Annotated in this window: 22 protein-coding genes and 1 pseudogene; 7 read left to right on the forward strand and 16 right to left on the reverse strand. The window is 71.9% G+C overall.

Annotated elements, in window-relative coordinates:
* Window positions 1-130 precede the first annotated feature (130 nt).
* The 4 genes and pseudogenes from AB0F04_RS18085 to AB0F04_RS18100 all read right to left on the reverse strand — a co-directional run.
* Window positions 131-905, reverse strand: a pseudogene (locus AB0F04_RS18085) (alginate lyase family protein); the annotation flags it as partial.
* Between the two features lie 159 nt (window positions 906-1,064).
* On the reverse strand, window positions 1,065-1,817 hold the full coding sequence (locus AB0F04_RS18090) for a DUF3710 domain-containing protein (protein WP_053670971.1): 753 nt from the start codon (window positions 1,815-1,817) through the stop codon (window positions 1,065-1,067).
* Window position 1,818: 1 nt separating this feature from the next.
* Window positions 1,819-2,355 carry a dUTP diphosphatase gene (gene dut, locus AB0F04_RS18095; protein ID WP_362042829.1) on the reverse strand — a complete coding sequence of 179 codons (537 nt, stop codon included), beginning with the start codon at window positions 2,353-2,355 and terminating at the stop codon, window positions 1,819-1,821.
* Between the two features lie 38 nt (window positions 2,356-2,393).
* Window positions 2,394-2,978: a PaaI family thioesterase gene (locus tag AB0F04_RS18100; protein ID WP_362042612.1), complete on the reverse strand. Its 585-nt coding sequence runs from the start codon at window positions 2,976-2,978 to the stop codon at window positions 2,394-2,396.
* 58 nt (window positions 2,979-3,036) lie between these two features.
* On the opposite strand from AB0F04_RS18100, the gene AB0F04_RS18105 reads away from it, so the two are divergent.
* Window positions 3,037-3,495 carry a DUF3093 domain-containing protein gene (locus AB0F04_RS18105; RefSeq protein WP_362042614.1) on the forward strand — a complete coding sequence of 153 codons (459 nt, stop codon included), beginning with the start codon at window positions 3,037-3,039 and terminating at the stop codon, window positions 3,493-3,495.
* A gap of 47 nt (window positions 3,496-3,542) precedes the next feature.
* On the opposite strand, the gene AB0F04_RS18110 is transcribed toward AB0F04_RS18105, so the two are convergent.
* The 4 genes from AB0F04_RS18110 to AB0F04_RS18125 all read right to left on the reverse strand — a co-directional run bounded on the left by AB0F04_RS18110 (window position 3,543) and on the right by AB0F04_RS18125 (window position 7,111).
* Window positions 3,543-4,502, reverse strand: a complete 960-nt coding sequence (locus AB0F04_RS18110) for a hypothetical protein (protein WP_362042616.1) — start codon at window positions 4,500-4,502, stop codon at window positions 3,543-3,545.
* A gap of 13 nt (window positions 4,503-4,515) precedes the next feature.
* Entirely contained in the window at window positions 4,516-4,812 is a 297-nt protein-coding gene (locus tag AB0F04_RS18115) for a DUF4193 domain-containing protein (RefSeq protein WP_003993510.1), read from the reverse strand.
* A gap of 406 nt (window positions 4,813-5,218) precedes the next feature.
* Window positions 5,219-6,451, reverse strand: coding sequence for a HAMP domain-containing sensor histidine kinase (locus AB0F04_RS18120; protein WP_362042618.1), 1,233 nt, complete (start codon window positions 6,449-6,451; stop codon window positions 5,219-5,221).
* Window positions 6,452-6,457: 6 nt separating this feature from the next.
* The gene (locus AB0F04_RS18125) at window positions 6,458-7,111 is read right to left on the reverse strand and encodes a response regulator transcription factor (RefSeq protein ID WP_053670977.1); all 654 of its coding nucleotides are present in this window, start codon (window positions 7,109-7,111) and stop codon (window positions 6,458-6,460) included.
* 414 nt (window positions 7,112-7,525) lie between these two features.
* On the opposite strand from AB0F04_RS18125, the gene AB0F04_RS18130 reads away from it, so the two are divergent.
* Window positions 7,526-7,699, forward strand: coding sequence for a hypothetical protein (locus AB0F04_RS18130; protein WP_362042620.1), 174 nt, complete (start codon window positions 7,526-7,528; stop codon window positions 7,697-7,699).
* A 117-nt stretch (window positions 7,700-7,816) separates the two neighbouring features.
* Here the strand turns inward: AB0F04_RS18130 and AB0F04_RS18135 are convergent, their stop codons facing one another.
* Both AB0F04_RS18135 and AB0F04_RS18140 read right to left on the reverse strand, forming a co-directional pair.
* A complete protein-coding gene (locus AB0F04_RS18135; protein WP_362042622.1) occupies window positions 7,817-8,632 on the reverse strand; it encodes an inositol monophosphatase family protein in 816 nt (271 codons plus the stop codon).
* An 8-nt stretch (window positions 8,633-8,640) separates the two neighbouring features.
* Window positions 8,641-9,768, reverse strand: a complete 1,128-nt coding sequence (locus AB0F04_RS18140) for a ferrochelatase (RefSeq protein ID WP_362042624.1) — start codon at window positions 9,766-9,768, stop codon at window positions 8,641-8,643.
* Window positions 9,769-10,093: 325 nt separating this feature from the next.
* Here AB0F04_RS18140 and AB0F04_RS18145 point away from each other — a divergent pair, with 325 nt between their 5' ends.
* The 3 genes from AB0F04_RS18145 to sepH all read left to right on the forward strand — a co-directional run bounded on the left by AB0F04_RS18145 (window position 10,094) and on the right by sepH (window position 14,165).
* Window positions 10,094-11,332: an MFS transporter gene (locus AB0F04_RS18145; RefSeq protein WP_362042626.1), complete on the forward strand. Its 1,239-nt coding sequence runs from the start codon at window positions 10,094-10,096 to the stop codon at window positions 11,330-11,332.
* Window positions 11,292-12,611 carry a D-arabinono-1,4-lactone oxidase gene (locus AB0F04_RS18150; RefSeq protein WP_362042628.1) on the forward strand — a complete coding sequence of 440 codons (1,320 nt, stop codon included), beginning with the start codon at window positions 11,292-11,294 and terminating at the stop codon, window positions 12,609-12,611. Before AB0F04_RS18145 ends, AB0F04_RS18150 begins: the two co-directional genes overlap by 41 nt.
* A 516-nt stretch (window positions 12,612-13,127) precedes the next feature.
* Window positions 13,128-14,165: a septation protein SepH gene (gene sepH / locus AB0F04_RS18155; protein ID WP_362042630.1), complete on the forward strand. Its 1,038-nt coding sequence runs from the start codon at window positions 13,128-13,130 to the stop codon at window positions 14,163-14,165.
* A 77-nt stretch (window positions 14,166-14,242) separates the two neighbouring features.
* On the opposite strand, the gene AB0F04_RS18160 is transcribed toward sepH, so the two are convergent.
* Entirely contained in the window at window positions 14,243-15,094 is an 852-nt protein-coding gene (locus AB0F04_RS18160) for a sulfurtransferase (protein ID WP_362042632.1), read from the reverse strand.
* A 247-nt stretch (window positions 15,095-15,341) separates the two neighbouring features.
* On the opposite strand from AB0F04_RS18160, the gene AB0F04_RS18165 reads away from it, so the two are divergent.
* Window positions 15,342-16,145 (forward strand): VOC family protein, encoded by an 804-nt coding sequence (locus AB0F04_RS18165; protein ID WP_362042634.1) that lies wholly within the window; start codon window positions 15,342-15,344, stop codon window positions 16,143-16,145.
* 21 nt (window positions 16,146-16,166) lie between these two features.
* On the opposite strand, the gene AB0F04_RS18170 is transcribed toward AB0F04_RS18165, so the two are convergent.
* Genes AB0F04_RS18170 through AB0F04_RS18185 form a run of 4 tightly spaced genes read right to left on the reverse strand, consistent with a single transcriptional unit; the run spans window position 16,167 to window position 21,550 of the window.
* Window positions 16,167-16,817, reverse strand: a complete 651-nt coding sequence (locus AB0F04_RS18170) for a thymidine kinase (RefSeq protein ID WP_362042636.1) — start codon at window positions 16,815-16,817, stop codon at window positions 16,167-16,169.
* A 57-nt stretch (window positions 16,818-16,874) separates the two neighbouring features.
* A complete protein-coding gene (locus tag AB0F04_RS18175; protein WP_362042638.1) occupies window positions 16,875-18,071 on the reverse strand; it encodes a nucleotide pyrophosphatase/phosphodiesterase family protein in 1,197 nt (398 codons plus the stop codon).
* The gene (locus tag AB0F04_RS18180) at window positions 18,071-18,658 is read right to left on the reverse strand and encodes a DUF5998 family protein (protein ID WP_170320912.1); all 588 of its coding nucleotides are present in this window, start codon (window positions 18,656-18,658) and stop codon (window positions 18,071-18,073) included. Before AB0F04_RS18180 ends, AB0F04_RS18175 begins: the two co-directional genes overlap by 1 nt.
* A 51-nt stretch (window positions 18,659-18,709) precedes the next feature.
* On the reverse strand, window positions 18,710-21,550 hold the full coding sequence (locus AB0F04_RS18185; RefSeq protein WP_362042640.1) for a GNAT family N-acetyltransferase: 2,841 nt from the start codon (window positions 21,548-21,550) through the stop codon (window positions 18,710-18,712).
* A gap of 179 nt (window positions 21,551-21,729) precedes the next feature.
* Here AB0F04_RS18185 and AB0F04_RS18190 point away from each other — a divergent pair, with 179 nt between their 5' ends.
* Window positions 21,730-22,011, forward strand: coding sequence for an HPr family phosphocarrier protein (locus AB0F04_RS18190; protein WP_003993478.1), 282 nt, complete (start codon window positions 21,730-21,732; stop codon window positions 22,009-22,011).
* A gap of 180 nt (window positions 22,012-22,191) precedes the next feature.
* Here the strand turns inward: AB0F04_RS18190 and AB0F04_RS18195 are convergent, their stop codons facing one another.
* Window positions 22,192-22,887 (reverse strand): GntR family transcriptional regulator, encoded by a 696-nt coding sequence (locus AB0F04_RS18195; protein WP_362042642.1) that lies wholly within the window; start codon window positions 22,885-22,887, stop codon window positions 22,192-22,194.
* Window positions 22,888-23,080: the final 193 nt, after the last annotated feature.

Below are 23,080 nucleotides of genomic sequence, written 5' to 3' on the forward strand. Positions count from 1 at the left end.
CTTACGACCGGAGGGCGCCCCCTCCGGGGGCGGGCGGGGTTGCGGACCGAACCTTGACGCACCCTGACGCGTACGGTCCGCGGTCGGACCGGGCGCCGGGGTCCCGCCCGGCGCCCGGTCGGTCACGGGCTCACGCGGGGTCGGCGCCGTGGGTGAGGGTCTCCCGGGCGACGAAGAGGTGGTTGGTGCCCGCGGGGCGGTTCTGCCGGGTCGGCGTCGTGGTGTTGGTCATGGCGTGCCCGAGGCGGTTGGCCAGGGCGTTGTGCCCGACTTCTGCCCACGTCAGAGGCGTAGAGGTCCTGCCCCTGGATGCGGCTGGTCTCGGCGACCTGCGAGATGGCCGAGAGGCCGTAGCCGGTGTGGGTGAAGTCGCGGCAGGTCTCCTGGCTGAGTCCGTTCACGGAGGTCGACTGCCCCTGCCAGTACGTGACGATCTTCTCCCGGGTGTCGAGGTGCCGGCTCGGCACGGTCTGGTGGACGTAGGCGGCCGTGCGCGTGCGGAACCTCGCCATGGCCTTGTCGTACGACGTCCTGTCCTCCAGCAAGACCGAGATGCCGACGGCGGCCTCCGTCATCGACGACTCCCAGTTGCCGTTGGAGTTCGAGTCGTTGATGATCTCGGGCAGGTGGACGGTGCGGAGCATGGTGGCGAAGCGGCCGGAGTGCGCCCGGCTGCCGGTGTACGTGTACTTCATGATCTCGGCGGCCCTGGGCCAGGAGGATCCGGCCCAGCCGGTCTGCAGGGGCGCGTTGCTGCCGGTGTGGTCCCTGATCACGGCGGACCAGGCGTCCATCAGCTCGATGGCCTTGCGGTAGTGCCGTTCGTCGCGGGTGATGTACCAGGCCAGGGCCTGCGTGTACGCGGCGATCGCATCCTCGCGCTCGTCGGTGCAACCGAGGTCGGGGCGGGAGAGCTCGGAGCGGGTGAAGTCCGTGAATGTGCAGCGCCTTTATGAACAGACGCGTTGGTCGGGGACGGTAGGTGCAGACCAACGCGCCGTCAAGGTTCCGCACATGAGAAAGGGCCGCACCCGGCGGGGTACGGCCCTGGTGTTCCCGTGCGCTCAGCGGACCTCGGTGATCTCCGGTCCGCGCTGGAGCTGGCCCATTCCGCCCGCGAAACGGGAGCCCTCCTCCTGCTGGACACCCTCGGGGACCATCTGGGCGTCGTTCGGCAGCTTCAGGACGATCGGGTCGCGGGGCGCCATGGGGCCCTCGCCGCGGACCACGACGGTGTCCCGGAAGATCTGCTCGAGCAGCCCTGCCGCCTGCGGCTGCACGGCGCCCTGGCCCGAGATGACCCCGCGCAGGAACCAGCGGGGGCCGTCCACGCCGACGAACCGCACGACCTGGAAGCCGCCGGTGCCGTCCGGCAGCTGTACGGGCACCTGGGCGCGCAGCTCCCAGCCCAGCGGCCCCTCGACCTCGTCGACGATGCCGCCCTGCTGGGTGATGCCGGTGCCGATCTCCTCACGCACCTCGCCCCAGATGCCCTCGCGCTTGGGCGCGGCGAAGCCCTGGAGCTGGATGGCGCTGTCGCGCAGCACGACCGTGGCCGCCACGATCGCGTCGCCCGCGACCTCGACCCTGAGCTCCATGCCGTCGACGCCCGGCACGAACAGACCGCCCAGGTCGACCCGGCCTTCGCCCGGGTCACGGACCTCGGAGCTGTCCCACGGGCCGTCGGGGCGCGGCGCGGGCTCCAGCCTCAGGCGCTCGCGCTCTTCGTCCGCCTCGGTGTCGACACCGTCGACGACCTGCTCGGCCTCGCCGGCCGCGTCCTCGGCGGCATCCCTCTTCTTGCGACGTCCGAACACGTCACTGTCCTTCCCGGTCGGATACGACCGAAGCGTATCGATTCCCACCCGCCTGACCGCCCACGGCGGCCTGACCGCTTGTGCCGCTCGTCCCGTCCACCGCGGCATGGCCTCCGGTGGACCCGAAGCCCCCTTCGGCCCGCGCGGAGCCGGGAAGTTCCGCCACCTCCCGGAAGCGGATCCTCTCGACCTGCTGGACCACCAGTTGGGCAATCCGGTCGAAGCGCTCGAACCGCACGGCCTCGCGCGGGTCGAGATTCACCACGATCACCTTGATCTCCCCACGGTACCCGGCATCAACCGTCCCCGGGGCATTCACCAGGGCGACGCCGCAGCGAGCGGCCAGACCGGATCGCGGGTGCACGAAGGCTGCGTACCCCTCCGGCAGCGCCACAGACACTCCGGTGGGCAGCACGGCCCGCTCGCCCGGCTCCAGTCGGCACGCCTCGGTGGTGCGCAGATCGGCCCCGGCGTCCCCGGGCTGCGCGTACGACGGAAGCGGCACGTCCGGATCGACGCGCCGGATCAGCACGTCCAGCGGCGGCCGGACCCCGGAACTCACAGGATGTTCCGCGCTCACGGGTTCACCTCGAAGGCACGGACACGCCGGACCTGGTCCGGGTCGTTCATGGCCGCCTGGATCTCCTCCTGGCGGCCGTGGTCGACGAAGTGGTCGACCTTCACCTCGATGAAGAGGGCGTCGGCGCGCACGGCGACGGGACCGTCGGGACCGCCGACGCGGCCGGTCGCGGTGGAGTAGATCTTCCGCCCCGCGACGGCCGTCACCTCCGCCTCCAGGTGCAGCATGGTGCCGACGGGCACAGGACGCACGAAGTCGGTCTCCAGCCGTCCGGTCACCGCGATCGTGCGCAGCAGCCAGTTCAGCGAACCGAGGGTCTCGTCCAGCGCGGAGGCGAGCACACCGCCGTGCGCGAGGCCCGGGGCGCCCTGGTGGGCGGGCTGGACGGTGAACTCGGCCGTGAGCGACACGCCCTCGCCGGCCCGCGCCTCCAGGTGCAGCCCGTGCGGCTGGTCACCACCACAGCCGAAACACTCGCCGTAGTGCGCGCCGAGGAGCTCACCGGGCGCGGGCGCGTCCGGGTGCCGCACCGGTTGCGCGGCGTCGGCCGGGGGTCGAAGAGCTGGGGAAGTACCACTCACAGCCGGAGACCTTACCCGCGCGTCGGCCCTTTCCGGACACCGTGTCAAGCTAGGCCTCATGCAGCTCTCCGCCGCTCCGTACGAAGAACGCCTGACCGCCCCGCGGACCTGGTGGGTGATCTCGTTCCTCGTGGGCGTCTCGATGGCCCTGATCCTGCTCCCGTTCGGCACCCTGCCGATGCTCGGCGGCCTGGCCGGAGGCACCGCGGTCGCGGCCGTCGCCGCGAGTTCGTACGGCTCGGTGCGCATCCGCGTGGTCGGCGACTCGCTGATCGCGGGCGAGGCGAAGATCCCGCTGGCGGCCCTGGGCGAGGCGGAGGTTCTGGACGAGGAGGAGGCCCGCGCCTGGCGCACCTACAAGGCCGACCCGCGCGCCTTCCTCCTGCTGCGCGCGTACATCCCCACGGCTCTGCGCGTGGAGGTCACGGACCCGCAGGATCCGACTCCGTACCTGTACCTGTCCACGCGCGAGCCGGAGCGCCTTGCGGAGGCGCTGCGGACGGGGAAGCCCGAGTAGCACACCTGGGCGAGGCATCACCCGGCCGCCGCGCCGACGGGCCGGCCTCAGCGCCCGTCGCCGTGCGTGCCGTCCTGCCGGTGGTCCGTGTGGCGGCCCAGGGGATCGTGCGTGATCTCGCCCATCTCCAGGGCGTCCGCCGGGCGTTCCAGGGCGGGGAGCGCCTCCAGGGCCTCCCAGGGCACCTGGATCTTGCGCAGGTCCTCCCGGATCCGGCCGGCGAGCTTCCTCGTCTCGCCGCGGTTCATGACCGCCCCCACGGCGGCTCCCACCAGGAACGGCATCAGGTTCGGCATGTTGCGGACCATGCGCTTCATGATGCGCTGCCGCAGTTCGCGCTTCATGCGGCTGTTCAGCGCCGTGCTGACGGTCGACGGTTTGGACGCGTCGATGCCGCGCTCCCCCGACCATGAGTCGAGGTACGCGGTGCTGCGCTGCTTGAGATTGCCGGGCGGCCGTACGCCGTAGACCTCGTGGAGTTCGGCGATGAGCTTCAGCTCGATCGCCGCGACGCCGGTGACCTCCGCGGCCAGTTCCGTCGGCATCGCCGGGGGCACGGGGAGCATCGCGGCCGCGCCGACACCGGCTCCGACCGTCGCCGTCGCCTTCGCCGCGCCCGCCACGAGCTTGTCCGCCAGTTCCTCGGGGCCGAGGCCCGGGAACTGTCTGCGCAGTGTCGCCAGGTCCCGTACGGGGACGCGCGGGGCCAGTTCGATGATCCGGTCGGCGAGGTAGGCGATTCCGGCCCGCGCCCGGTCGCCGCCCTTGCGGGCGCCTTCTCTGGCCCGCTCGCGGATCGTCCCCGCCCGCCGTCTGGCGACGGGCGCGGGGACGCCCACGGATGCCGGGAGGTCACCCCGGTCCGCTGCCGGTTCGAGCGAGGCCGTCTCCGGACCGGTTGGGCCTCGCTCGTCGTCACGCACGCCGTGCCGAGGGCCGTCGATCGGCCCTTCGTCCGCTTTTCGCTTGGAGAAGCGGCGCTTCCAGGGAGGGGTCGAGCCAGTCACGGCCGACCCGCCCTCAGTCGCAGTCGCGGCAGATCGGCTGACCGTTCTTCTCCCGGGCCAGCTGGCTGCGGTGGTGCACCAGGAAGCAGCTCATGCAGGTGAACTCGTCCTGCTGCTTCGGGAGCACCCGGACAGCCAGCTCCTCGTTCGAGAGGTCGGCTCCGGGCAGTTCGAGACCTTCGGCGGCCTCGAACTCGTCGACGTCCACGGCGGAGGCCGACTTGTCGTTCCTCCGGGCCTTCAGCTCTTCGAGACTGTCCGAGTCGACGTCGTCGTCGGTCTTGCGTGGAGTGTCGTAATCGGTTGCCATGGTCGCTCTCCCCCTCTGGGTGTCTGCGGTGTCTCCAGCGCACGTAACGCGTGAGAGGCCGGACTTGTGCCCGACCTGAGGCGGAGATTTTGCCTCACATCAAGGTCTGTTACTCAATCGACACCCAACCGGACTCCTGACGAGTGATCGGCTTGGATGGCGATGGGGACCGTACACGGTCCGAATGCTGCACGCCAAAGGCGTCTCACCGTGTACTTCCCGTGATCAAGACCCCCGAAAACCGGGATTTTCCCGGCTTTACGGCAGCGCGCATGATCACGGAGAGTAGATGGCCGGAAAGGCGCCCCTGTGATCGATCACACACGGTGCACGCGCGGTGAAGGCTCAGAAATTCCGCGCAAAGCGAACATCCCCGAGTGCCGCCGAGTTGATCGGCGACATGATCTCAGATGGGCAGGGTGACGCGCATGACGAGTCCACCCCCTTCACGCGGCTGGGCATAGATGTGCCCGCCGTGCGCCCGGGCCACGGACCGGACGATGGACAGCCCGAGTCCCACGCCCTTGTCGCTGCCCGTCCGCTCCGTGCGCAGCCGCCGGAACGGCTCGAAGAGGTTGTCGATCTCGTACGCCGGCACCACAGGACCCGTGTTGGAGACGACCAGGACCGCCTGGCCGTGCTGGACGTCTGTGGTGACCTCGACCCAGCCGTCCTCCGCCACGTTGTAGCGCACGGCGTTCTGCACGAGGTTGAGCGCGATCCGCTCCAGCAGCACGCCGTTGCCCTGCACGACCGCGGGCTTGCGCTCGCCCCGGATCACGACGCCCTTGCTCTCGGCCTCGCCGTTCACCTGGTCGATGGCCTGCGAGGCGACCTCGGCGAGGTCCACGGGCCCCCGCTCGACGACCTGGTTGTCGCTGCGGGCGAGCAGCAGCAGCCCCTCGACGAGCTGCTCGCTGCGCTCGTTGGTGGCCAGCAGCGTCTTGCCGAGCTGCTGGAGTTCCACCGGCGCGTTCGGGTCGGACAGGTGCACCTCCAGGAGCGTGCGGTTGATCGCCAGCGGCGTCCGCAGCTCGTGCGAGGCGTTGCCCACGAAGCGCTGCTGGGCCGTGAAGGCGCGCTGCAGCCGCTCCAGCATGTCGTCGAAGGTGTCCGCCAGCTCCTTGAGCTCGTCGTCCGGGCCGTCCAGCTCGATCCGGCGAGACAGGTCCGAGCCCGCCACCGCCCGGGCGGTACGGGTGATCCGGCCCAGCGGCGACAGGACGCGGCCGGCCATCGCGTAACCGAAGGCGAAGGCGATGACGGCCAGGCCGAGCAGGGCCAGGAGGGAGCGGCTGAGCAGATCGTCCAGGGCGTGCCGACGCTGCTCGTTGACGCACGCGTTCATGGCGTTGTTGAACTCGCTCGGCGAGGCCTGGTCGGGCAGGTTGCAGATGTCGCTGGTGACCTTGCCCTCGACGATCTTGAAGGGCAGGTCGCTGCCCACGTGCAGCGCCTGCGCGGCCAGCAGGTAGATGATCGACAGCAGCAGGATGCCGGCGATCAGGAACATACCGCCGTAGAGCAGCGTGAGCCTTATGCGGATGGTCGGGCGCAGCCACGGGAAGGGCGGCACGGGCCGCCGGGGGTCCCAGGTGGGCTTGGGGGGTGCCTGCGGGGGCGCGGGAGTCGTTGCCACGGGGTATCAGATCCGGTAGCCGGAGCCGGGGACGGTGACGATGACGGGGGGCTCGCCCAGCTTGCGGCGCAGGGTCATGACGGTCACGCGCACGACGTTCGTGAACGGGTCGGTGTTCTCGTCCCAGGCCTTCTCCAGGAGCTGCTCCGCGGAGACGACGGCGCCCTCGCTGCGCATCAGCACCTCCAGGACCGCGAACTCCTTGGGAGCGAGCTGGACCTCCTGGCCGTCGCGGAACACCTCGCGCCGGTTGGGGTCGAGCTTGATCCCGGCACGCTCCAGGACGGGCGGCAGGGGCACGCTGGTGCGCCGGCCGAGGGCGCGCACCCGCGCGATGAGCTCACTGAAGGCGAACGGCTTGGGCAGGTAGTCGTCGGCGCCGATCTCCAGTCCCTCGACCCGGTCGCTGACGTCACCGGAGGCCGTCAGCATCAGCACGCGCGTGGGCATGCCCAGTTCGACGATCTTGCGGCAGACGTCGTCACCGTGCACCACCGGGAGGTCGCGGTCGAGGACGACCACGTCGTAGTCGTTGACGCCGATGCGCTCCAGGGCGGCCGCGCCGTCGTACACGACGTCGACGGCCATGGCCTCCCGGCGCAGCCCGGTGGCCACCGCATCGGCGAGCAGCTGCTCGTCCTCGACGACGAGTACGCGCACGTTGCTGGTCCTTCCTCATGTCCACCCGCGTAGCCCTTCACCGGGCACACGTGGGCAGGGGTCTTCGACAGTGCTTGGTGTGTTGCCCTCCATCCTGCCCTTTTCGGCCATAAGTCGGAGGTAAGGCGGGTGAGGGCTCCCGCTCCCGGGAGGGAATACCAGATTTTCTCCCCCGGTTAGGTTTCCACGGAAGGGAGCTTGGGGAGGACGGCTTTACATCCCACGATCACGCTCTGCTGGCGCCGCACCACCATGCGGTGCGCATCAATCCGCTTTCCGCAGGGCGGGCGTGGGTGTCCGGCACCGTCGCCGCCCGGCCGAGCGGCGCTGGGCATCCACATGCGGCGTGATCGTCCCTTCCGAACGGCACACCCCTGTGCCATCGACCCACGACCCAGGACGAGGGGGCGCAGCATGGACGCTTTCACCGCAGGACTTCTGCAGCGCATAAGGGCGACCGAGTCCGATCTGTCCCGGGCTCGCGACGAGGGCGACGAGTTCCTCGTCGACGTGGAGCAGGGCGAGCTCGACGACCTGCGCCGGCTCGCCGCCGAGCACGGTGTGCACGTAGGCGCGACGAGCGTCTGATCACGCAGTACGGCGGGCCCCGGCGAATCCAGCGCCGGGGCCCGCCGCGTTGCCACGGGGCAGTTTTCACCCGGTGTTCATCACGCCGTCGGCCGGTGTCGGGCAGCCCCGGTCTCCTCAGTCGTGCCAGGCTCCGAACTCCTCCAGGAGCCGCTGGAGAGGCTCGAACACGCCGGGGGTGCCCGCTACTGTCAGATCGCCCGACGGGCGCTCTCCGGGGCGCCCACCGGTCAGGGCGCCCGCCTCCCGGGCGATCAGGTCCCCCGCCGCGAGGTCCCACGGGTGCAGACCGCGCTCGTAGTAGCCGTCGAGGCGCCCCGCGGCCACGTCGCACAGGTCGACCGCGGCCGAGCCGCCGCGCCGGATGTCCCGCAGCAGCGGGATCAGCCGCTGGGCCACGTCGGCCTGGTGGGCGCGGACGTCGGCGACGTAGTTGAAGCCCGTCGACACCAGCGCCTGCTCCAGGGGCGCCGTGGGGCGGCAGGCCAGCCTGCGCTCGCCGTCCCAGGCGCCGGTGGCCCAGGCGCCGCGGCCGCGCACGGCGTGGAACGTCTCCCCGCGCATCGGGGCCGTGACGACTCCGACGACGGTCTCGCCGTTCTGCTCGGCGGCGATGGAGACGGCCCAGGTGGGCAGTCCGTACAGGTAGTTCACCGTGCCGTCGAGCGGGTCGATCACCCAGCGGACGCCGCTCGTGCCCTCCGTGGCGGCGCCCTCCTCGCCGAGGATGCCGTCGTCCGGGCGGTGCTCGGCGATCAGACCTGTGATCAGCTTCTCCGCCGCGATGTCCATCTCGGTGACGACGTCGATGGGGCTGGACTTGGTCGCGGCGACCGCGAGGTCGGCCGGGCGCCCGTCCCGCAGCAGAGCGCCGGCGCGGCGGGCGGCCTCCTGGGCGAGGTCGAGCAGGTCCGTGTGCAGGGGGTCGGTCACGGGGCTCCTCAGGCGTAGGTGCTGTCGGCGCCCGCGGCGGCGGGCCGGGGGGCGCGGGCCGGGCAGCAGCCGACCGGGCACACGTGGTGGCTCGCCCCCAGGGGGCCCAGGGCGCACGGTGTGACGTCCTGTCCGCGTTCGACGGCGGCACGCTCCACGACGAGCTCGCGGATGGCGGCGGCGAACCTCGGATCGGCGCCGACGGTGGCGGAGCGCCGCATCGGCAGACCGAGCTCCTCGGCCCTGGCCCGGGCCTCCGTGTCGAGGTCGTAGAGGACCTCCATGTGGTCGGAGACGAAGCCGATGGGGGCGATGACGACGGCCGGGACGCCGGCCGCGTGCCGCTCGTCGAGGTGGTCGCAGATGTCGGGCTCCAGCCACGGGATGTGCGGGGCGCCGGAGCGGGACTGGTAGACGAGCTGCCAGGGGTGGTCGACGCCGGTGCGCTCCCGGACGGCGTCGGCGATCTGCTGCGCCACGTCCAGGTGCTGCTGCACGTACGCGCCGCCGTCGCCGTGCCCTTCCACGGGGCCGGAGGTGTCGGCGGAGGCCGTCGGGATCGAGTGCGTCGAGAAGGCGAGGTGCGCCCCGTCCCGGACGTCCTCGGGAAGCTCGGCGAGGGACTGGAGCACGCCGTCGATCATGGGCTCCAGGAAGCCCGGGTGGTTGAAGTAGTGCCGCAGCTTGTCGACCTTCGGCAGCTCCAGGCCCTCCGCCTCCAGGGTCGCGAGCGCGTCGGCGAGGTTCTCGCGGTACTGGCGGCAGCCCGAGTAGGAGGCGTAGGCGCTGGTGGCGAGGACCAGGATGCGGCGGCGGCCGTCGCGGACCATGTCGCGCAGGGTGTCCGTCAGGTACGGCGCCCAGTTGCGGTTCCCCCAGTAGACCGGCAGGTCCAGGCCGTGGTCGGCGAAGTCCTTGCGCAGGGCGTCCAGCAGGGCGCGGTTCTGGTCGTTGATCGGGCTGACCCCGCCGAACAGGAAGTAGTGCTGTCCGACTTCCTTGAGGCGTTCCTTGGGGATGCCGCGCCCACGCGTCACGTTCTCCAGGAACGGAACCACGTCGTCCGGGCCTTCCGGGCCGCCGAACGAGAGCAGGAGCAGGGCGTCGTAGGGGCTGACATCGCGCGCGTCTGGCATGAGTCGATCCTGCCACTCTGCACCGACAGCCCGGAAACGGCGGGGTGGCACCGGCGCGGCCGCCGGGCCCGGAGGCGACGCGACGCAAGCCGTGCCGGCCGCCTAACGCAGGGGCCAAGTGGTGCCCGGCCCGACCGGAGCGCCCGGCCGGAAGTGCCGAGGCGATGTGGTGCCCGGCCGGCGGAGCGCCGGGGCCAAGTGGTGCCCGGCCGAACCGGAGTGCCGAGGCAGGGTGATGCCGGGCCGGACGGGTGCATCGGGGCGTTTCCGGGACGTAAGCTGTGTCGACTGCGTTCGCAGCTTACTGAGCCTCTCGGAGACCCCGTTGCCCAGCCCCTACCGCGCCCTGTTCGCAGCCCCAGGCTCCAAGGGTTTCTCCGCTGCGGGCCTCCTCGGCCGGATGCCGCTGTCGATGATGGGCATCGGCGTGGTCACGATGATCTCGCAGCTCACCGGGCGGTACGGGCTGGCCGGTGCCCTCTCGGCGACCATCGCGCTGGCCGCCGCGCTGGCCGGGCCGCAGGTCTCCCGCCTGGTGGACCAGTACGGGCAGCGGCGGGTGCTGCGCCCGGCCACGCTGATCTCGCTCACGGCGGCGGCCGTCCTGCTGTTCGCCGCGCACTACGGGTGGCCGGACTGGGTGCTGTTCGTGGCCTGCGCGGGCATCGGCTGCGTGCCGAGCGTCGGCGCGATGATCCGGGCCCGCTGGGCGGCGCTGTACCGCGGCACCCCGCACCTGCACACCGCGTACTCCTTCGAGTCCGTGGTGGACGAGGTGTGCTTCGTCTTCGGGCCGATCATCTCCATCGGTCTGTCCACGGCCTGGTTCCCGGAGGCCGGTCCGCTGCTCGCCGCCTGCTTCCTGGCCGCCGGGGTGTTCTGGCTGTCCGCTCAGCGCGCCACCGAGCCCGAGCCGCACCCGCGCGAGCGCAAGGGCGGCGGCACGGCGTTGCGCGCGCCGGGACTCCAGGTTCTGGTGGCCACCTTCGTCGCCACCGGGGCGATCTTCGGGGCGGTCGACGTGGTCACCGTGGCCTTCGCCGACGAGGAGGGCCACAAGGCCGCGGCGAGCGTCGTCCTCGCGCTGTACGCGGGGGGTTCCTGTGTCGCGGGGATGGTCTTCGGGCTGCTGCACTTCGCCGGGGCGCCGGAACGTCGGTGGCTGTTGGGCGTGTGTGCCATGGCCGTGAGTATGATCCCCCTCCTACTGGTCGGAAACTTGCCGTTTCTGGCCGTGGCGCTGTTCGTTGCGGGTCTGGCCATCGCTCCGACGATGATCACGACGATGTCCCTCATCGAAGAGCACGTACCACGCGCGCAGCTCACCGAAGGCATGACCTGGGTGAGCACCGGGCTCGCGGTGGGGGTCGCACTCGGCTCCTCCGCGGCCGGCTGGGTGATCGACGCGGCCGGGGCGCGAGCGGGGTACGGGGTTCCGGCGGTGGCCGGGGCCGTCGCGGTCGCGGTGGGTTTCCTCGGGTTCCGCCGGCTCAAGCGACCGGCACCGGGTCGGGGAGGCTCCGTTGAGCAGCACAGCGAACGGAAAGAACGGCACGTGGCGTAACTGGGGCGGCAACGTCTCGGCTCGTCCCGCGCGAGAGGTCACCCCTGCCTCCGTCGACGAACTGGCCGCCGAGGTGCGGCGGGCCGCCGAGGACGGTCTGAAGGTGAAGGCGGTCGGCGCCGGGCACTCCTTCACCTCCATAGCCGCGACGGACGGTGTGCTGATCCGTCCTCAGCTGCTGACCGGCATCCGCCACATCGACCGGGAGAACATGACGGTCACGGTGGAGGCCGGCACCCCGCTCAAGAGGCTCAACGTGGCGCTCGCGCGTGAGGGCCTGTCGCTCACGAACATGGGCGACATCATGGAGCAGACGGTCTCCGGGGCCACCAGCACCGGTACGCACGGCACAGGCCGTGACTCAGCTTCGATCGCCGCCCAGATCAGGGGTTTGGAGCTGGTCACCGCCGACGGTTCGGTCCTCACCTGCTCCGAGAAGGAGAACCCCGAGGTCTTCGCCGCCGCCCGCATCGGCCTCGGCGCCCTGGGCCTCGTCACCGCGATCACCTTCGCGGTGGAGCCGGTCTTCCTGCTCACGGCCCGCGAGGAACCCATGCCGTTCGACCGGGTCCTCTCCGACTTCGAGGAACTCTGGGCCGAGAACGAGCACTTCGAGTTCTACTGGTTCCCGCACACCGGCAGCACCAACACCAAGCGCAACAACCGCAGCGCGGGGCCGGAGAAGCCCGTGCCGCAGTTCCAGAGCTTCATCGAGGACGAGTTCCTCTCCAACGGGGTCTTCCAGGTGGCCAACTGGGTCGGCCGCGCGGTGCCCGCCACGATCCCCGCGATCGCCCAGATCTCCAGCAAGGCGTTGTCCGCGCGGACCTACACGGACATCCCCTACAAGGTGTTCACGTCGCCGCGCCGGGTGCGCTTCGTGGAGATGGAGTACGCCGTTCCGCGCGCGGCAGTCGTCGAGACGCTGCGCGAGCTGAAGGCGATGGTCGACCGCTCGGGCCTCAGGGTCAGCTTCCCCGTCGAGGTGCGCACCGCCCCCGCGGACGACATCACCCTGTCCACCGCCTCCGGCAGGGACAGCGCGTACATCGCCGTCCACATGTTCCCGGGCACGCCGTACCAGCGGTACTTCACGTCCGCCGAGCGCATCTTCACCGCCCACGAGGGCCGTCCGCACTGGGGCAAGATCCACACCAGGGACGCCGAGTACTTCTCCCGGGTGTATCCGCGCTTCGGCGAGTTCACGGCGCTGCGGGAACGTCTCGACCCCGACCGGCTCTTCCAGAACGACTACTTGCGCAGGGTTCTGGGGGCGTAGGGGGCGCACAGGGGTTGCGCTTCCCGTGCCCGCGCTCTCCGTGACGCTCGGAGTCGGGGCGGGGCGGGGCATCGCACGCGATGCGGTGGGGCGGCGACCGCGCACCCCGGCCCGACCCCTTGGTTCCGATTCTGGTGATTACGTGAAGTACCCAAGGTTCAAGATCGCGAGTCGGGGGCAGGAGAAGTCAAGTCCCACCCCTTGGCAGAACTTGGGCGGCGCGCCAATCCACGCACGTGGCCCGAATGGAGTACTGTTGCGAGCCCTGGGTCCGGTCTCCCGTCAGGGTGTACAGGGCCTTAAGGACCGCCGGGAGGGGGCTAGTTGCACAGCGTGACAGAGTTCGTCACTTAGCGTTGCGAATAGGTAACCGTGCCATAACGGCGATCCTGGGCCCGCGCCCGACACGCCGGGCAACTCGGCAAGGTTGTGGCAGGCTGCACCCGGGCAGGCCACACTCGACTAGCGGAAGCAGCGACGCACGTGACGTCGGCAGGCACCACCCGGGAGGTCCCCATGCCCGAACTGCGTGTCGTGGCCGTCTCGAATGACGGCACACGGCTGGTGCTGAAGGCTGCCGACTCTACGGAGTACACGCTTCCGATCGACGAACGCCTGCGCGCTGCCGTGCGCGGCGACCGTCCGCGTCTCGGCCAGATCGAGATCGAGGTCGAGAGCCACCTCCGCCCCCGCGACATCCAGGCGCGTATACGCGCCGGCGCGACCGCGGAAGAGGTCGCGCAGATGGCCGGCATCCCCGTCGACCGGGTGCGCCGCTTCGAGGGCCCCGTGCTCGCCGAGCGTGCCTTCATGGCCGAGCGGGCGCGCAAGACCCCGGTCCGCCGCCCCGGCGAGAACTCCGGGCCGCCCCTCGGCGAGGCCGTGCAGGAGCGGCTGCTGCTGCGCGGTGCCGACAAGGACACCGTCCAGTGGGACTCGTGGCGTCGCGACGACGGCACGTGGGAGGTCCTGCTGGTCTACCGCGTCGCCGGCGAACCGCACTCGGCGAGCTGGACGTACGACCCGCCCCGGCGGCTCGTCCAGGCCGTCGACGACGAGGCGCGCTCCCTGATCGGCGAGACCGACGACCTGTCCGCACCCGAGCCCAGCTTCCCGTTCGTCCCCCGGATCGCCCGGCTGCCGCGCGACAGACCGCTGGACCGCCCCGAACGCGAGCGGCCGAGCCTGCCCGCCCAGGCGTCCGAGCCGATCGAGGAGACCACCGGCGAGCGCGACTCGCTGACCAGCCTGCTCGAGGCGGTGCCGAGCTTCCGCGGCGACCTCGTGGTTCCGGAACTCCCCCCGGCGGAGACCGAGGAGGAGCCCGTCGTCGTCGCCGAGGTCGAGGAGGAGGAGCCTCCGGCTTCCGCGGCCTCGGCCGGTTCCGCCTACGCGGACGTCCTCATGCCGCGCAGCGTGGGCAGCCACCGTGACCGGCTCATCGGCGCCACCGACCGGCAGGCCGAGGCGGACGGCGTCCGCCCCGGCCGCAGGGCGGCGGTCCCGAGCTGGGACGAGATCGTGTTCGGCACGCGACGCAAGAAGCAGGAGTAGCCGGGCCGGCTCTCGAACGAGTCATCACGGGGAGGGGGCCACGCCGAAACCGGGCGTGGCCCCCTCCCCGTGTCGGATCACTGCGGGTCCGGACCCACGGCCACCGGCCGGTCCAGGGCCGCGGACCACTCCGACCAGGACCCCACGTACAGCTCGGCCGGAATGCCCGCGGCCGCCAGTGCCAGGACCTGGTGGGCGGCGGAGACCCCCGAGCCGCAGTACACGCCGACCCTCGAACCCTCGCTCACACCCAGCCCCTTGAACCGCTCCCGCAGTTCCCCGGCGGGAAGGAGACGCCCGTCGGCCCCCACGTTCTCCGTGGTGGGCGCCGACACCGCGCCCGGGATGTGCCCGGCCACCGGGTCGATCGGCTCCACCTCACCGCGGTACCGCTCCCCCGCCCGCGCGTCCAGCAGCACACCGGACCGTGCCAGCGCCGCGGCGGCATCCGCGTCGAGCAGCCCCGTCGCTCCCGGCTCGGGCACGAAGTCGCCCTCCTCCGGAGTCGGCACGGACGTCTCCAACGGGCCTTCCCAGGACGGCAACCCGCCGTCGAGGACTCGCACATCCGGGTGACCTGTCCAGCGCAACAGCCACCACGCCCGGGCCGCCGCCCATCCCTGGCCGCCGTCGTAGACCACCACCGGGGTTCCGGCGAAGACGCCCGCCCTCCGCATCGCGGCGCCGAAGCGCGCGAGGTCGGGCAGGGGGTGCCGGCCACCGGCGCCCGGCGCGGAGGCCAACTCCCGGTCCAGGTCGACGTAGACGGCTCCGGGCAGGTGCCCTGCCTCGTACGCGGCCCGGCCGTCGAACGGCGGCTCGCCGGCCGCCTTGGCCGCGGTGAGCTGCCAGCGGACGTCGAGCAGGACCGGCGGGCGGGTGCCGGTGAGATCCCTGGCGAGGTCGGATGCGGAGATGATGGCGTTCATGACCCCATCCTCGCGCACGGGGTGGCCGAGCCGTCCCTGTCCGGCTACTCTGCTCGGCCGGAGCAGGGCGATCACGCGGCGTACGGGAACAAGCACATGCTGTACAGCTGAGCGACACCCGCCGACAAGCGCGCCGTGTGCCCGGGTGCCCGTACATCGGGCATTCTCCCGGAACGGGACGCCCCACAGGGCCGCCCCACCAGGCTGCGGAGAGCACGGCCACCGCGAGGCCGAGAAGAGAGTGACGATGACCGACGCACGGGGGCCTTCCGGGCCGAGCAGCGACACACCCGCTCGGCACGCGCCCGGCGCGCCCTGCTGGGTGAGCCTCATGGTGCACGGCCCGGACGCGACCGAGGAGTTCTACGGAGCGCTGTTCGGCTGGGAGTTCCAGCCGGGCCCCCAGCAACTCGGGCCCTATGTGCGGGCGCTGCTCGACGGGCGCGAGGTGGCCGGGATCGGACGGCTGCCGCCGGACCGTCATCTGCCCATCGCGTGGACGCCGTACTTCGCCTCCAAGAACGTGGATCTGACGGCCGAGACGGTGCGCAGCCGCGGCGGCACGGTCGGCGTGGGCCCGCTGGACGCCGCCGACGCCGGCCGCATGGCGATCTGCTCCGACCCCGCCGGCGCGGTCTTCGGTATCTGGCAGGCCGCCGCGCACTTCGGCACCGCCGTCCACGGCGTTCCCGGCACCCCCGCCTGGAACGAGCTGCTGACCTCCGAGTCGGCGAGCGTCGCCAAGTTCTACCGGCTGGTCTTCGGCTACGAGGAGGAGCCGGTGGTCTCCGCCGACCTCGACTACGTGTCCCTGCACCTGGGCGGTGAACCCGTGGCCGGCATCCACGGCCTGGGGCACACCCTGCCCCGCGACCGGGGGCCGCACTGGGTCACGTACTTCCAGGTGGCCGACGTGGACGACGCCCTCGACCACCTGGTCCACCTGGGCGGGCAGGTCCTCAAGCCGGTGCACGACACCGCCCACGGGCGGGTGGCGCAGGTGTCGGACCCGGAAGGGGCACGGTTCGCGTTGGTGCAGCGCCCGAGCTGAACCCGGCGCGCCGGCCGCGGATCAGGCGGACGTCACCGGCAGCACGTCCGGGGACAGGGCCGCGGCGCGGGACGTCGCCGCCGTCATCCTGCGGCGGTGATGACGCCGGCACAGGACCTCGTAGCCGACCTCGTCGGCGGAGTGGGTGACATCGCCGACGACCACCTGGGCACCCTCGACCACCATCACCCCGCCTATCGTGCGGGCGTTGTGCGTGGCGCGGGCTCCGCACCAGCACAGGGCCTCCACTTGGAGCACCTCGACCCGGTCGGCCAGTTCCACCAGCCGCTGCGAGCCGGGGAACAGCTTGGAGCGGAAGTCGGTCGTGATGCCGAAGGCGTAGACGTCGAGGCTCAGGTCGTCGACCACACGCGCGAGCTGGTCGATCTGCTCCGGCGCGAGGAACTGCGCCTCGTCGGCGATCACGTAGTCCGCGCGGCCGCCCTGCGAGAGGTGGTCGACGAGATGGCCGTAGAGGTCCTGCCCGTCCCCGACCTCCACCGCGTCCGTCACCAGGCCGAGGCGCGAGGACAGCTTGCCCTCGCCGGCGCGGTCGTCACGCGAGTAGATCATGCCCTGCAGGCCGCGTGCCGAGCGGTTGTGCTCGATCTGGAGAGCCAGCGTCGACTTCCCGCAGTCCATCGTTCCGCAGAAGAACACCAGCTCGGGCATGTGGAGTTGAGCACCTTTCGGCGTGGGAGGACAGGCGGGGCTTGGGGTGGGGCTGTCTCAGGAGCGTACTTCGAGCAGGGGGACGAGCTGCTCGGCGGGGGTCATCGAGCCGTGGTTGCCGACCATCGCCGACTCCTTCGGCTCCCGCTCGGAGGCGATGAGCAGGACGTCGTCGCGGGCGGCCGCGACCACGTCGCCGATCCTGCCGTACACCCGTTCGTCGATCCGCGGGCCGAACCAGCCCGCCGCGATGGCCTCGTCGCGTGAGGCCACCCAGAACTGCTCGCCGAGGACCTCGCGCCAGCAGGTCAGGACGTCGTTCGCGGCGCCGGGCACCGCGTAGACGTGGCGGGCACGGCCTTCGCCGCCGAGCAGGGCGACACCGGCGCTCAGCTCCCAGTCCTCGTCGAAGTCGATGCGGTGCTGCTCGTCGAAGGGCACGTCGATCATGCCGTGGTCGGCGGTGACGTAGAGGGCGCTGCGCGGCGGCAGTTGCTCGGCCAGGCGCTGGACCAGGCGGTCGGCGTACATGAGCTGACCGCGCCAGGTGTCGGAGTCGACGCCGTAGCGGTGGCCGGCGCCGTCGACCTCGGCGAAGTACGTGTACACCAGGGAGCGGTCGCCCGCGGCCAGTTGCTCGGCCGCCAGGTCCACGCGGTCCTCGCCGGACAGCCGCCCGAGGAACGTTCCTCCACTGAGTGCGACCTTGGTCAGCGGGGTGTTCTCGAAGGTCGGGGACGACACCTGCGCGGCGTGCACCCCGGCCGCGTGCGCCAGTTGGAAGACCGTGGGGTACGGCTGCCAGGGACCGGGCGGGGACCAGGGCTGCCAGCGTAGCTGGTTCATCAGCTCGCCGGTGTCCGGGTTGCGGACGGTGTAGCCGGGCAGGCCGTGTACGCCGGGCGGCAGGCCGGTACCGACGGAGGCGAGGGAGGTCGCGGTGGTCGCCGGGTAGCCGGCGGTGAGCGGGCGTCCGGTGCCGCCGCGGGAGGTGGCGAGCAGGGACGTCATGAAAGGAGCGTCCTCGGGGTGCGCCCTGAGCTGCTCCCAGCCGAGGCCGTCGATCAGGAACACGCAGTTCCGGTCGGCGGGGGTCAGCTCGGTGATCGCGGCGCTCATGTCCGGTACGCCCAGACCGGCGGCCAGAGTCGGCAGAAGGTCGGCGAGCGATCCGCTGCCGTACTCGGGGACCGGCGCGGACGTGATGGAGAGCGGTTCGGGGTGCTGGTCCCAGGCCGTGTCGAGCTGCGCCATCAGCGGGTCGTGTCCGCGGTCGCCTCGGAGAGGGCCTGCGCGAAGGCGAGCGCCTCCCGCACGGTCTCCGGTCCGTCCCCGGCCTCGCTGACGCGAAGGCTGAGGTCGTCCGCCGTGGAGTTGCCGGTGTAGCCGTGGTCCGCCTCACAGTTGGGGTCGCCGCAGGCGGCCGGCTCCAGGTCGATGCGCGAGACGGCGCCCCAGCCGATGGTGAGGACCACTTCGCGGGGCAGGGTCCCCGGCTTGTACGACTCGGGGTTGGCGACCACGCGGCTGACCACGACCGACGAGATGCGGCCGATCTTCACGGACTCCGTCGACGTCGTGGCGTACGGCGTCGGGGAGGTGCTGTCGGCGGCCTGCTCGTCGGTGTGGCTGACGATGAAGCGGGTGTCCGTGAGGACGAGCACCGTCACGTGCCGCCGTACTTCGTTCTGGTCGAACGTCGTCTCCTGATGGACCAGGTACGACCGCATGGGCTCGCCGCCCACGGCGGCCTCCACCGCCTCGGCCACGAGGGCCGGGTAGTAGCCGCTGCGCTCGATCGCCGCCCGCAGCCCCTGGGTCGTCGTACTGGTCTTGGCCATGACGCCCATCCTACGGGGGACCACTGACTGCGAGGGACCGCTCGCCCCCGGTCAGTACGCGGGGAGCGTGCGCGGGCCGAGGTCGTCGCGGGCGGGAGGGGGCGCGAGACGGACGGAGGCGCCGAGCACGCTCAGGCCGTGCGAGGCGACGACGACCGGCTCCAGGGTGACCGCGACGACCTCGGGGTGGTCGTCGACCAGCCGGGACACCCGCAGCAGCAGCTCCTCCAGGGCCCGGGTGTCGGCCGGTGCGGAACCCCGCCAGCCGAACAGCAGCGGGGCGGTGCGGATCGAGCGCACCAGCGAGGTCGCCTCCCGGTCGGTGACCGGGATGAGCCGGTGCGCGGTGTCCCCGAGCAGTTGCGAGGCGGCCCCGGCGAGCCCGAAGGAGAGCACGGCTCCCGCCGCGGGGTCGATGACGGCGCGTACGACGACGTCCACGCCGCGCGGCGCCATCCGCTGCACCACCGGCCGCAGCTCCTCCGGCGCGCCGAACAGGTCGGTCAACTCGGCGTACGACCTGCGCAGTTGGTCCTCGTCCGCGAGGTCGAGACGGACGCCGCCCAGGTCGGCGCGGTGCCGCAGGTGCGGGGCGGTGGCCTTGAGCGCGACCGGGTAGCCCAGGGTGCGGGCGGCCTCGGCGGCGGCGTCGGGGGTCGGGGCGGGCAGGGCGCGATGGACCTGGACGCCGTAGTGGCCGAGGAGGTCGCAGGTCTCGTCCGTGCCGAGGGTGAGGCCCTGCCCGCGCGCGAGGAGGCCGCCGATCAGCCCGGCGGCGCCCCTCTCGTCGATGTCGTCGTACTCGGGCACCCTGCCGGGGTCGGCGGCGTCGCGTCGCCACTGCGCGTAGGTGACAGCTTGACCGAGGGCGCGGACGGCGCGCTCCGCGGCGGGGTAGGCGGGGATGAGGTGGGTGTCTTCGGGCGCCTCGGCGGCGGGGGGCTGCGTCGCGGCGGTGGGCTGCGTCGCGGCTGGGGCCGGAGTGGGGGCTTTTTGCGGTGGATTGTCCGGCCCGGCCTGTGGTGCCGTGCTCGCCGCCGCCGACAGGGCCTCCGCCAGGCCGCCGAGTTCCACATGGACCACCAGGACCGGCTTGGCCGGAGCCGCGGCCGAGGCCGAGCGCAGGGCTTGTGCGAGGGCCGCGTCCCCGACCGAGCCCTCCCCCACCGACGGTATGGCGGTGACGACGACGGCGTCGCACCGGTCGTCGCCCAGCGCGCGGGACAGGGCCGCGTGGAAGTCGGCCGCGGACGCCGCCGTGGTCAGGTCCTGCGGAGGGTGCGGCCGCAGGCCCTCGGCGAGGCACGCGTCGTAGGTGAGCAGGCCGAGCGACTCGGAGTTGCCGAGGATCGCCACCCTGGGCCCGGCCGGCAGGGGCTGGCGGGCGAGCAGCAGACCCGCGTCCACCAGCTCGGTGATGGTGTCGACGCGGATGACGCCGGCCTGCCTCAGCAGGGCCGACACGGTCGCGTGCGGGAGCCGGGTGGCCCGTACGGCGTGCCCCTGGGGGGCGGCGCCGTGCCGCGCGCCCTGGACGACGACCAGGGGCTTGGCGGCGGCGGTCCGGCGGGCGAGGCGGGTGAACTTGCGGGGGTTGCCGATGGACTCCAGGTACATGAGGACGACGTCGGTGTCGGGATCCTCGTACCAGTACTGCAGGACATCGTTGCCGGAGACGTCGGCGCGGTTGCCGGAGGAGACGAAGGTGGAGACTCCGGTCACACCCGTGACGCCGCCGCCGCGCCGGTGCAGCCGGGACAGCAGGGCGATGCCGATGGCGCCGGACTGGGCGAACAGGCCGATCCGTCCCGGGCGTGGCACCTCGGGGGCGAGGGAGGCGTTGAGCCGCACCCGGGGGGAGGTGTTGATGATGCCGAAGGCGTTCGGGCCGATGATCCGCATGCCGTACGTGCGCGCGTGCCGCACGAGGGCGCGCTGGCGTTCGCGCCCCTCGGGGCCGCTCTCGGCGTACCCGGCGGAGACCACGACCAGCCCCTGCACGCCGTGTTCGCCGCACTCGGTGACGACCTCGGGGACGTGTTCGGCCGGGACGGCGACGACGGCGAGGTCCACGGGGCCGTCGATGTCGCGCACCGAGCGGTGGGCGGGCACCCCGTCGAGCTCCTTCTGCTGCTCGGGAAGGGCCTTGTTCACGGCGTAGAGGCGGCCGGTGTACCCGGCGTCCCGGATGTTACCGAGGACACTGCGGCCCACGCCGCCGGGTGTGCGGCCGGCGCCGATGACGGCGACCGAGCCGGGGGCGAGCAGCCGCTGCACGGACCGCGCCTCGGCGCGGTGTTCCCGGGCGTACTGCACGGCCAGGGAGCGGTCGGTGGGTTCGAGGTCGAACTCCAGCCGGACGACACCGTCCTCGAAGCTGCGTTTCTGGGTGTAGCCGGCGTCCGTGAACACCTTGATCATCTTGGTGTTGGCGGGCAGCACCTCGGCGGCGAAGCGGCGGATGCCGCGCTCGCGGGCGACGGCACCGATGTGTTCGAGCAGGGCGGAGGCGACCCCGCGGCCCTGGTGGGCGTCCTGCACGAGGAAGGCGACCTCGGCCTCGTCGGCGGGTGCGGACGCGGGCGTTCCGTCCGGGCCGATCCGGTCGTAGCGTACGGTGGCGATGAACTCGCCGCCCACTGTGGCCGCGAGTCCCACCCGGTCCACAAAGTCGTGGTGCGTGAAGCGGTGGACGTCCTTGGCGGACAGGCGAGGGTACGGCGCGAAGAAGCGGTAGTACTTCGACTCGTCGGAGACCTGCTCGTAGAAGCTGACCAGGCGATCGGCGTCATCAACGGTGATGGGCCGGACGCGCGCGGTACCCCCGTCGCGCAGCACCACGTCGGCTTCCCAGTGGGCGGGATACTCGTGCCGGTCCGGCGAGGTCTGCATGGGCCCCAGAGTACGGCTAGCGCCTGACAACGGCGCGAGGCAGTCTGTGGAGGGCGTCAGTCGGGTCGAGGCCGCGACCCGACGGCACCCCCGGAGCGGAACGAGAGGACCGCTCCGGGCGGGCTTCACGATATGGGAAACTGGTCTAGACAACCCTGAACACCGAAGGGCAGCAACACATGGCTGAGCGCCGCGTCAACGTCGGCTGGGCCGAGGGCCTCCACGCCCGCCCCGCCTCCATCTTCGTCCGAGCCGCCACGGCCGCAGGCGTCCCGGTGACGATCGCCAAGGCTGACGGCAACCCCGTCAACGCGGCCTCGATGCTGGCCGTCCTGGGCCTCGGCGCCCAGGGGGGCGAGGAGATCGTCCTCGCCTCCGACGCCGAGGGCGCGGACGCCGCCCTCGACCGGCTGGCGAAGCTGGTGTCCGAGGGTCTCGAGGAACTGCCCGAGACCGTCTGATGTACCGAGCGCCCGATGCGGCGCACAGCGAAGGGCTCGTCCGAATTCACCGGGCGGGCCCTTCGCCATTCCCGGCTCATTCGGGGCGGGATTTCCCGTGTCCGGGCACAGGAATTTCCCGGTCCGGGCAGCGGAAATAAGCCCCCGCGAATTCGCCTCTCTTTGTATACGGCTGCCGTGTTAATGCCGCAGGCTCGCCGTGTTTACGGGATGTTGCGAGTTCCTCACACGGTCGGCGCGTTCCTCGGCCGAGCCGAGCCGCAGGCGGTGCGCACCGGTCGCCCGCTCGGTGTGCAGCGCCGTGACCGCCCGCGCGCGCTCGCCGTCCCCCCGCGCCACCGCGTCCACGATCGCGCCGTGCTCCGCCCAGGACTCCACCGGGCTGAGCGGCGCCTCCACGGCGTACATCCATGTGATCTTGTGGCGGAGCTGGGTGAGCATCGAGGTCAGGGCGGGGCTGCCGGAGGCCTGGGCGAGCGTCTCGTGGAACCAGGCGCCGAGGGAGCGCAGGTCGTCGCTGTTGCCGCGACGGGCCCGGTCCTGGCCGAGCCGGACCAGTCCGCGCAGGACCTTCAGATGCGCCTCGGTGCGGCGCTGGGCGGCGCGGGCCGCACCGAGCGGCTCCAGGAGCATCCGCATCTCCAGCAGGTCACCGGCCTCCTGCTCGGTGGGCTCCGCCACACACGCGCCCGCGTGCCGGCGGGTCACCACGAAGCCCTCGGCCTCCAGCGTGCGCAGCGCCTCGCGGACGGGCACCCGCGAGACGCCGTAGCGGCGGGCGAGCAGTTCCTCGGTGAGCCGGCTGCCGCGCGCATGGACTCCCGCGACGATGTCGTCCCGGATGGCGGTGCACACCGAGTGCGCGGGAATACGCATGACCGACCTCCGCTTAATCCCCGTGAAACGCCGGCGAGCGGCGCGTGATTCTGTGACTCTATTGCAATGAGCCGGAATTTCCGACGGCAGGCGGGAATCCAGGGATATTTTTTGGACAGCGGGCATCCGGGACGCATCCCGAGGGGCGTCCGGAAACACCGAAAGCCCCGGCTCGGGGAGCCGGGGCTTCGGG

The organism is Streptomyces sp. NPDC029041 (assembly GCF_040637515.1).
Taxonomy (GTDB): Bacteria; Actinomycetota; Actinomycetes; order Streptomycetales; family Streptomycetaceae; genus Streptomyces.

Excerpts from the sequence above, each read along its gene's own strand:
- AB0F04_RS18175 (WP_362042638.1), bottom strand. The coding sequence starts at position 18,071 with ATGGCGCAGCTCGACACGGCCTGGGACCAGCACCCCGAACCGCTCTCC.
- AB0F04_RS18190 (WP_003993478.1), top strand. The coding sequence starts at position 21,730 with ATGGCTGAGCGCCGCGTCAACGTCGGCTGGGCCGAGGGCCTCCACGCC.
- AB0F04_RS18115 (WP_003993510.1), bottom strand. The coding sequence starts at position 4,812 with ATGGCAACCGATTACGACACTCCACGCAAGACCGACGACGACGTCGAC.
- AB0F04_RS18160 (WP_362042632.1), bottom strand. The coding sequence starts at position 15,094 with ATGAACGCCATCATCTCCGCATCCGACCTCGCCAGGGATCTCACCGGC.
- AB0F04_RS18170 (WP_362042636.1), bottom strand. The coding sequence starts at position 16,817 with ATGCCCGAGCTGGTGTTCTTCTGCGGAACGATGGACTGCGGGAAGTCG.
- AB0F04_RS18180 (WP_170320912.1), bottom strand. The coding sequence starts at position 18,658 with ATGGCCAAGACCAGTACGACGACCCAGGGGCTGCGGGCGGCGATCGAG.
- AB0F04_RS18105 (WP_362042614.1), top strand. The coding sequence starts at position 3,037 with ATGCAGCTCTCCGCCGCTCCGTACGAAGAACGCCTGACCGCCCCGCGG.
- AB0F04_RS18165 (WP_362042634.1), top strand. The coding sequence starts at position 15,342 with ATGACCGACGCACGGGGGCCTTCCGGGCCGAGCAGCGACACACCCGCT.
- AB0F04_RS18140 (WP_362042624.1), bottom strand. The coding sequence starts at position 9,768 with ATGCCAGACGCGCGCGATGTCAGCCCCTACGACGCCCTGCTCCTGCTC.
- AB0F04_RS18185 (WP_362042640.1), bottom strand. The coding sequence starts at position 21,550 with ATGCAGACCTCGCCGGACCGGCACGAGTATCCCGCCCACTGGGAAGCC.
- AB0F04_RS18130 (WP_362042620.1), top strand. The coding sequence starts at position 7,526 with ATGGACGCTTTCACCGCAGGACTTCTGCAGCGCATAAGGGCGACCGAG.
- sepH (WP_362042630.1), top strand. The coding sequence starts at position 13,128 with ATGCCCGAACTGCGTGTCGTGGCCGTCTCGAATGACGGCACACGGCTG.
- AB0F04_RS18195 (WP_362042642.1), bottom strand. The coding sequence starts at position 22,887 with ATGCGTATTCCCGCGCACTCGGTGTGCACCGCCATCCGGGACGACATC.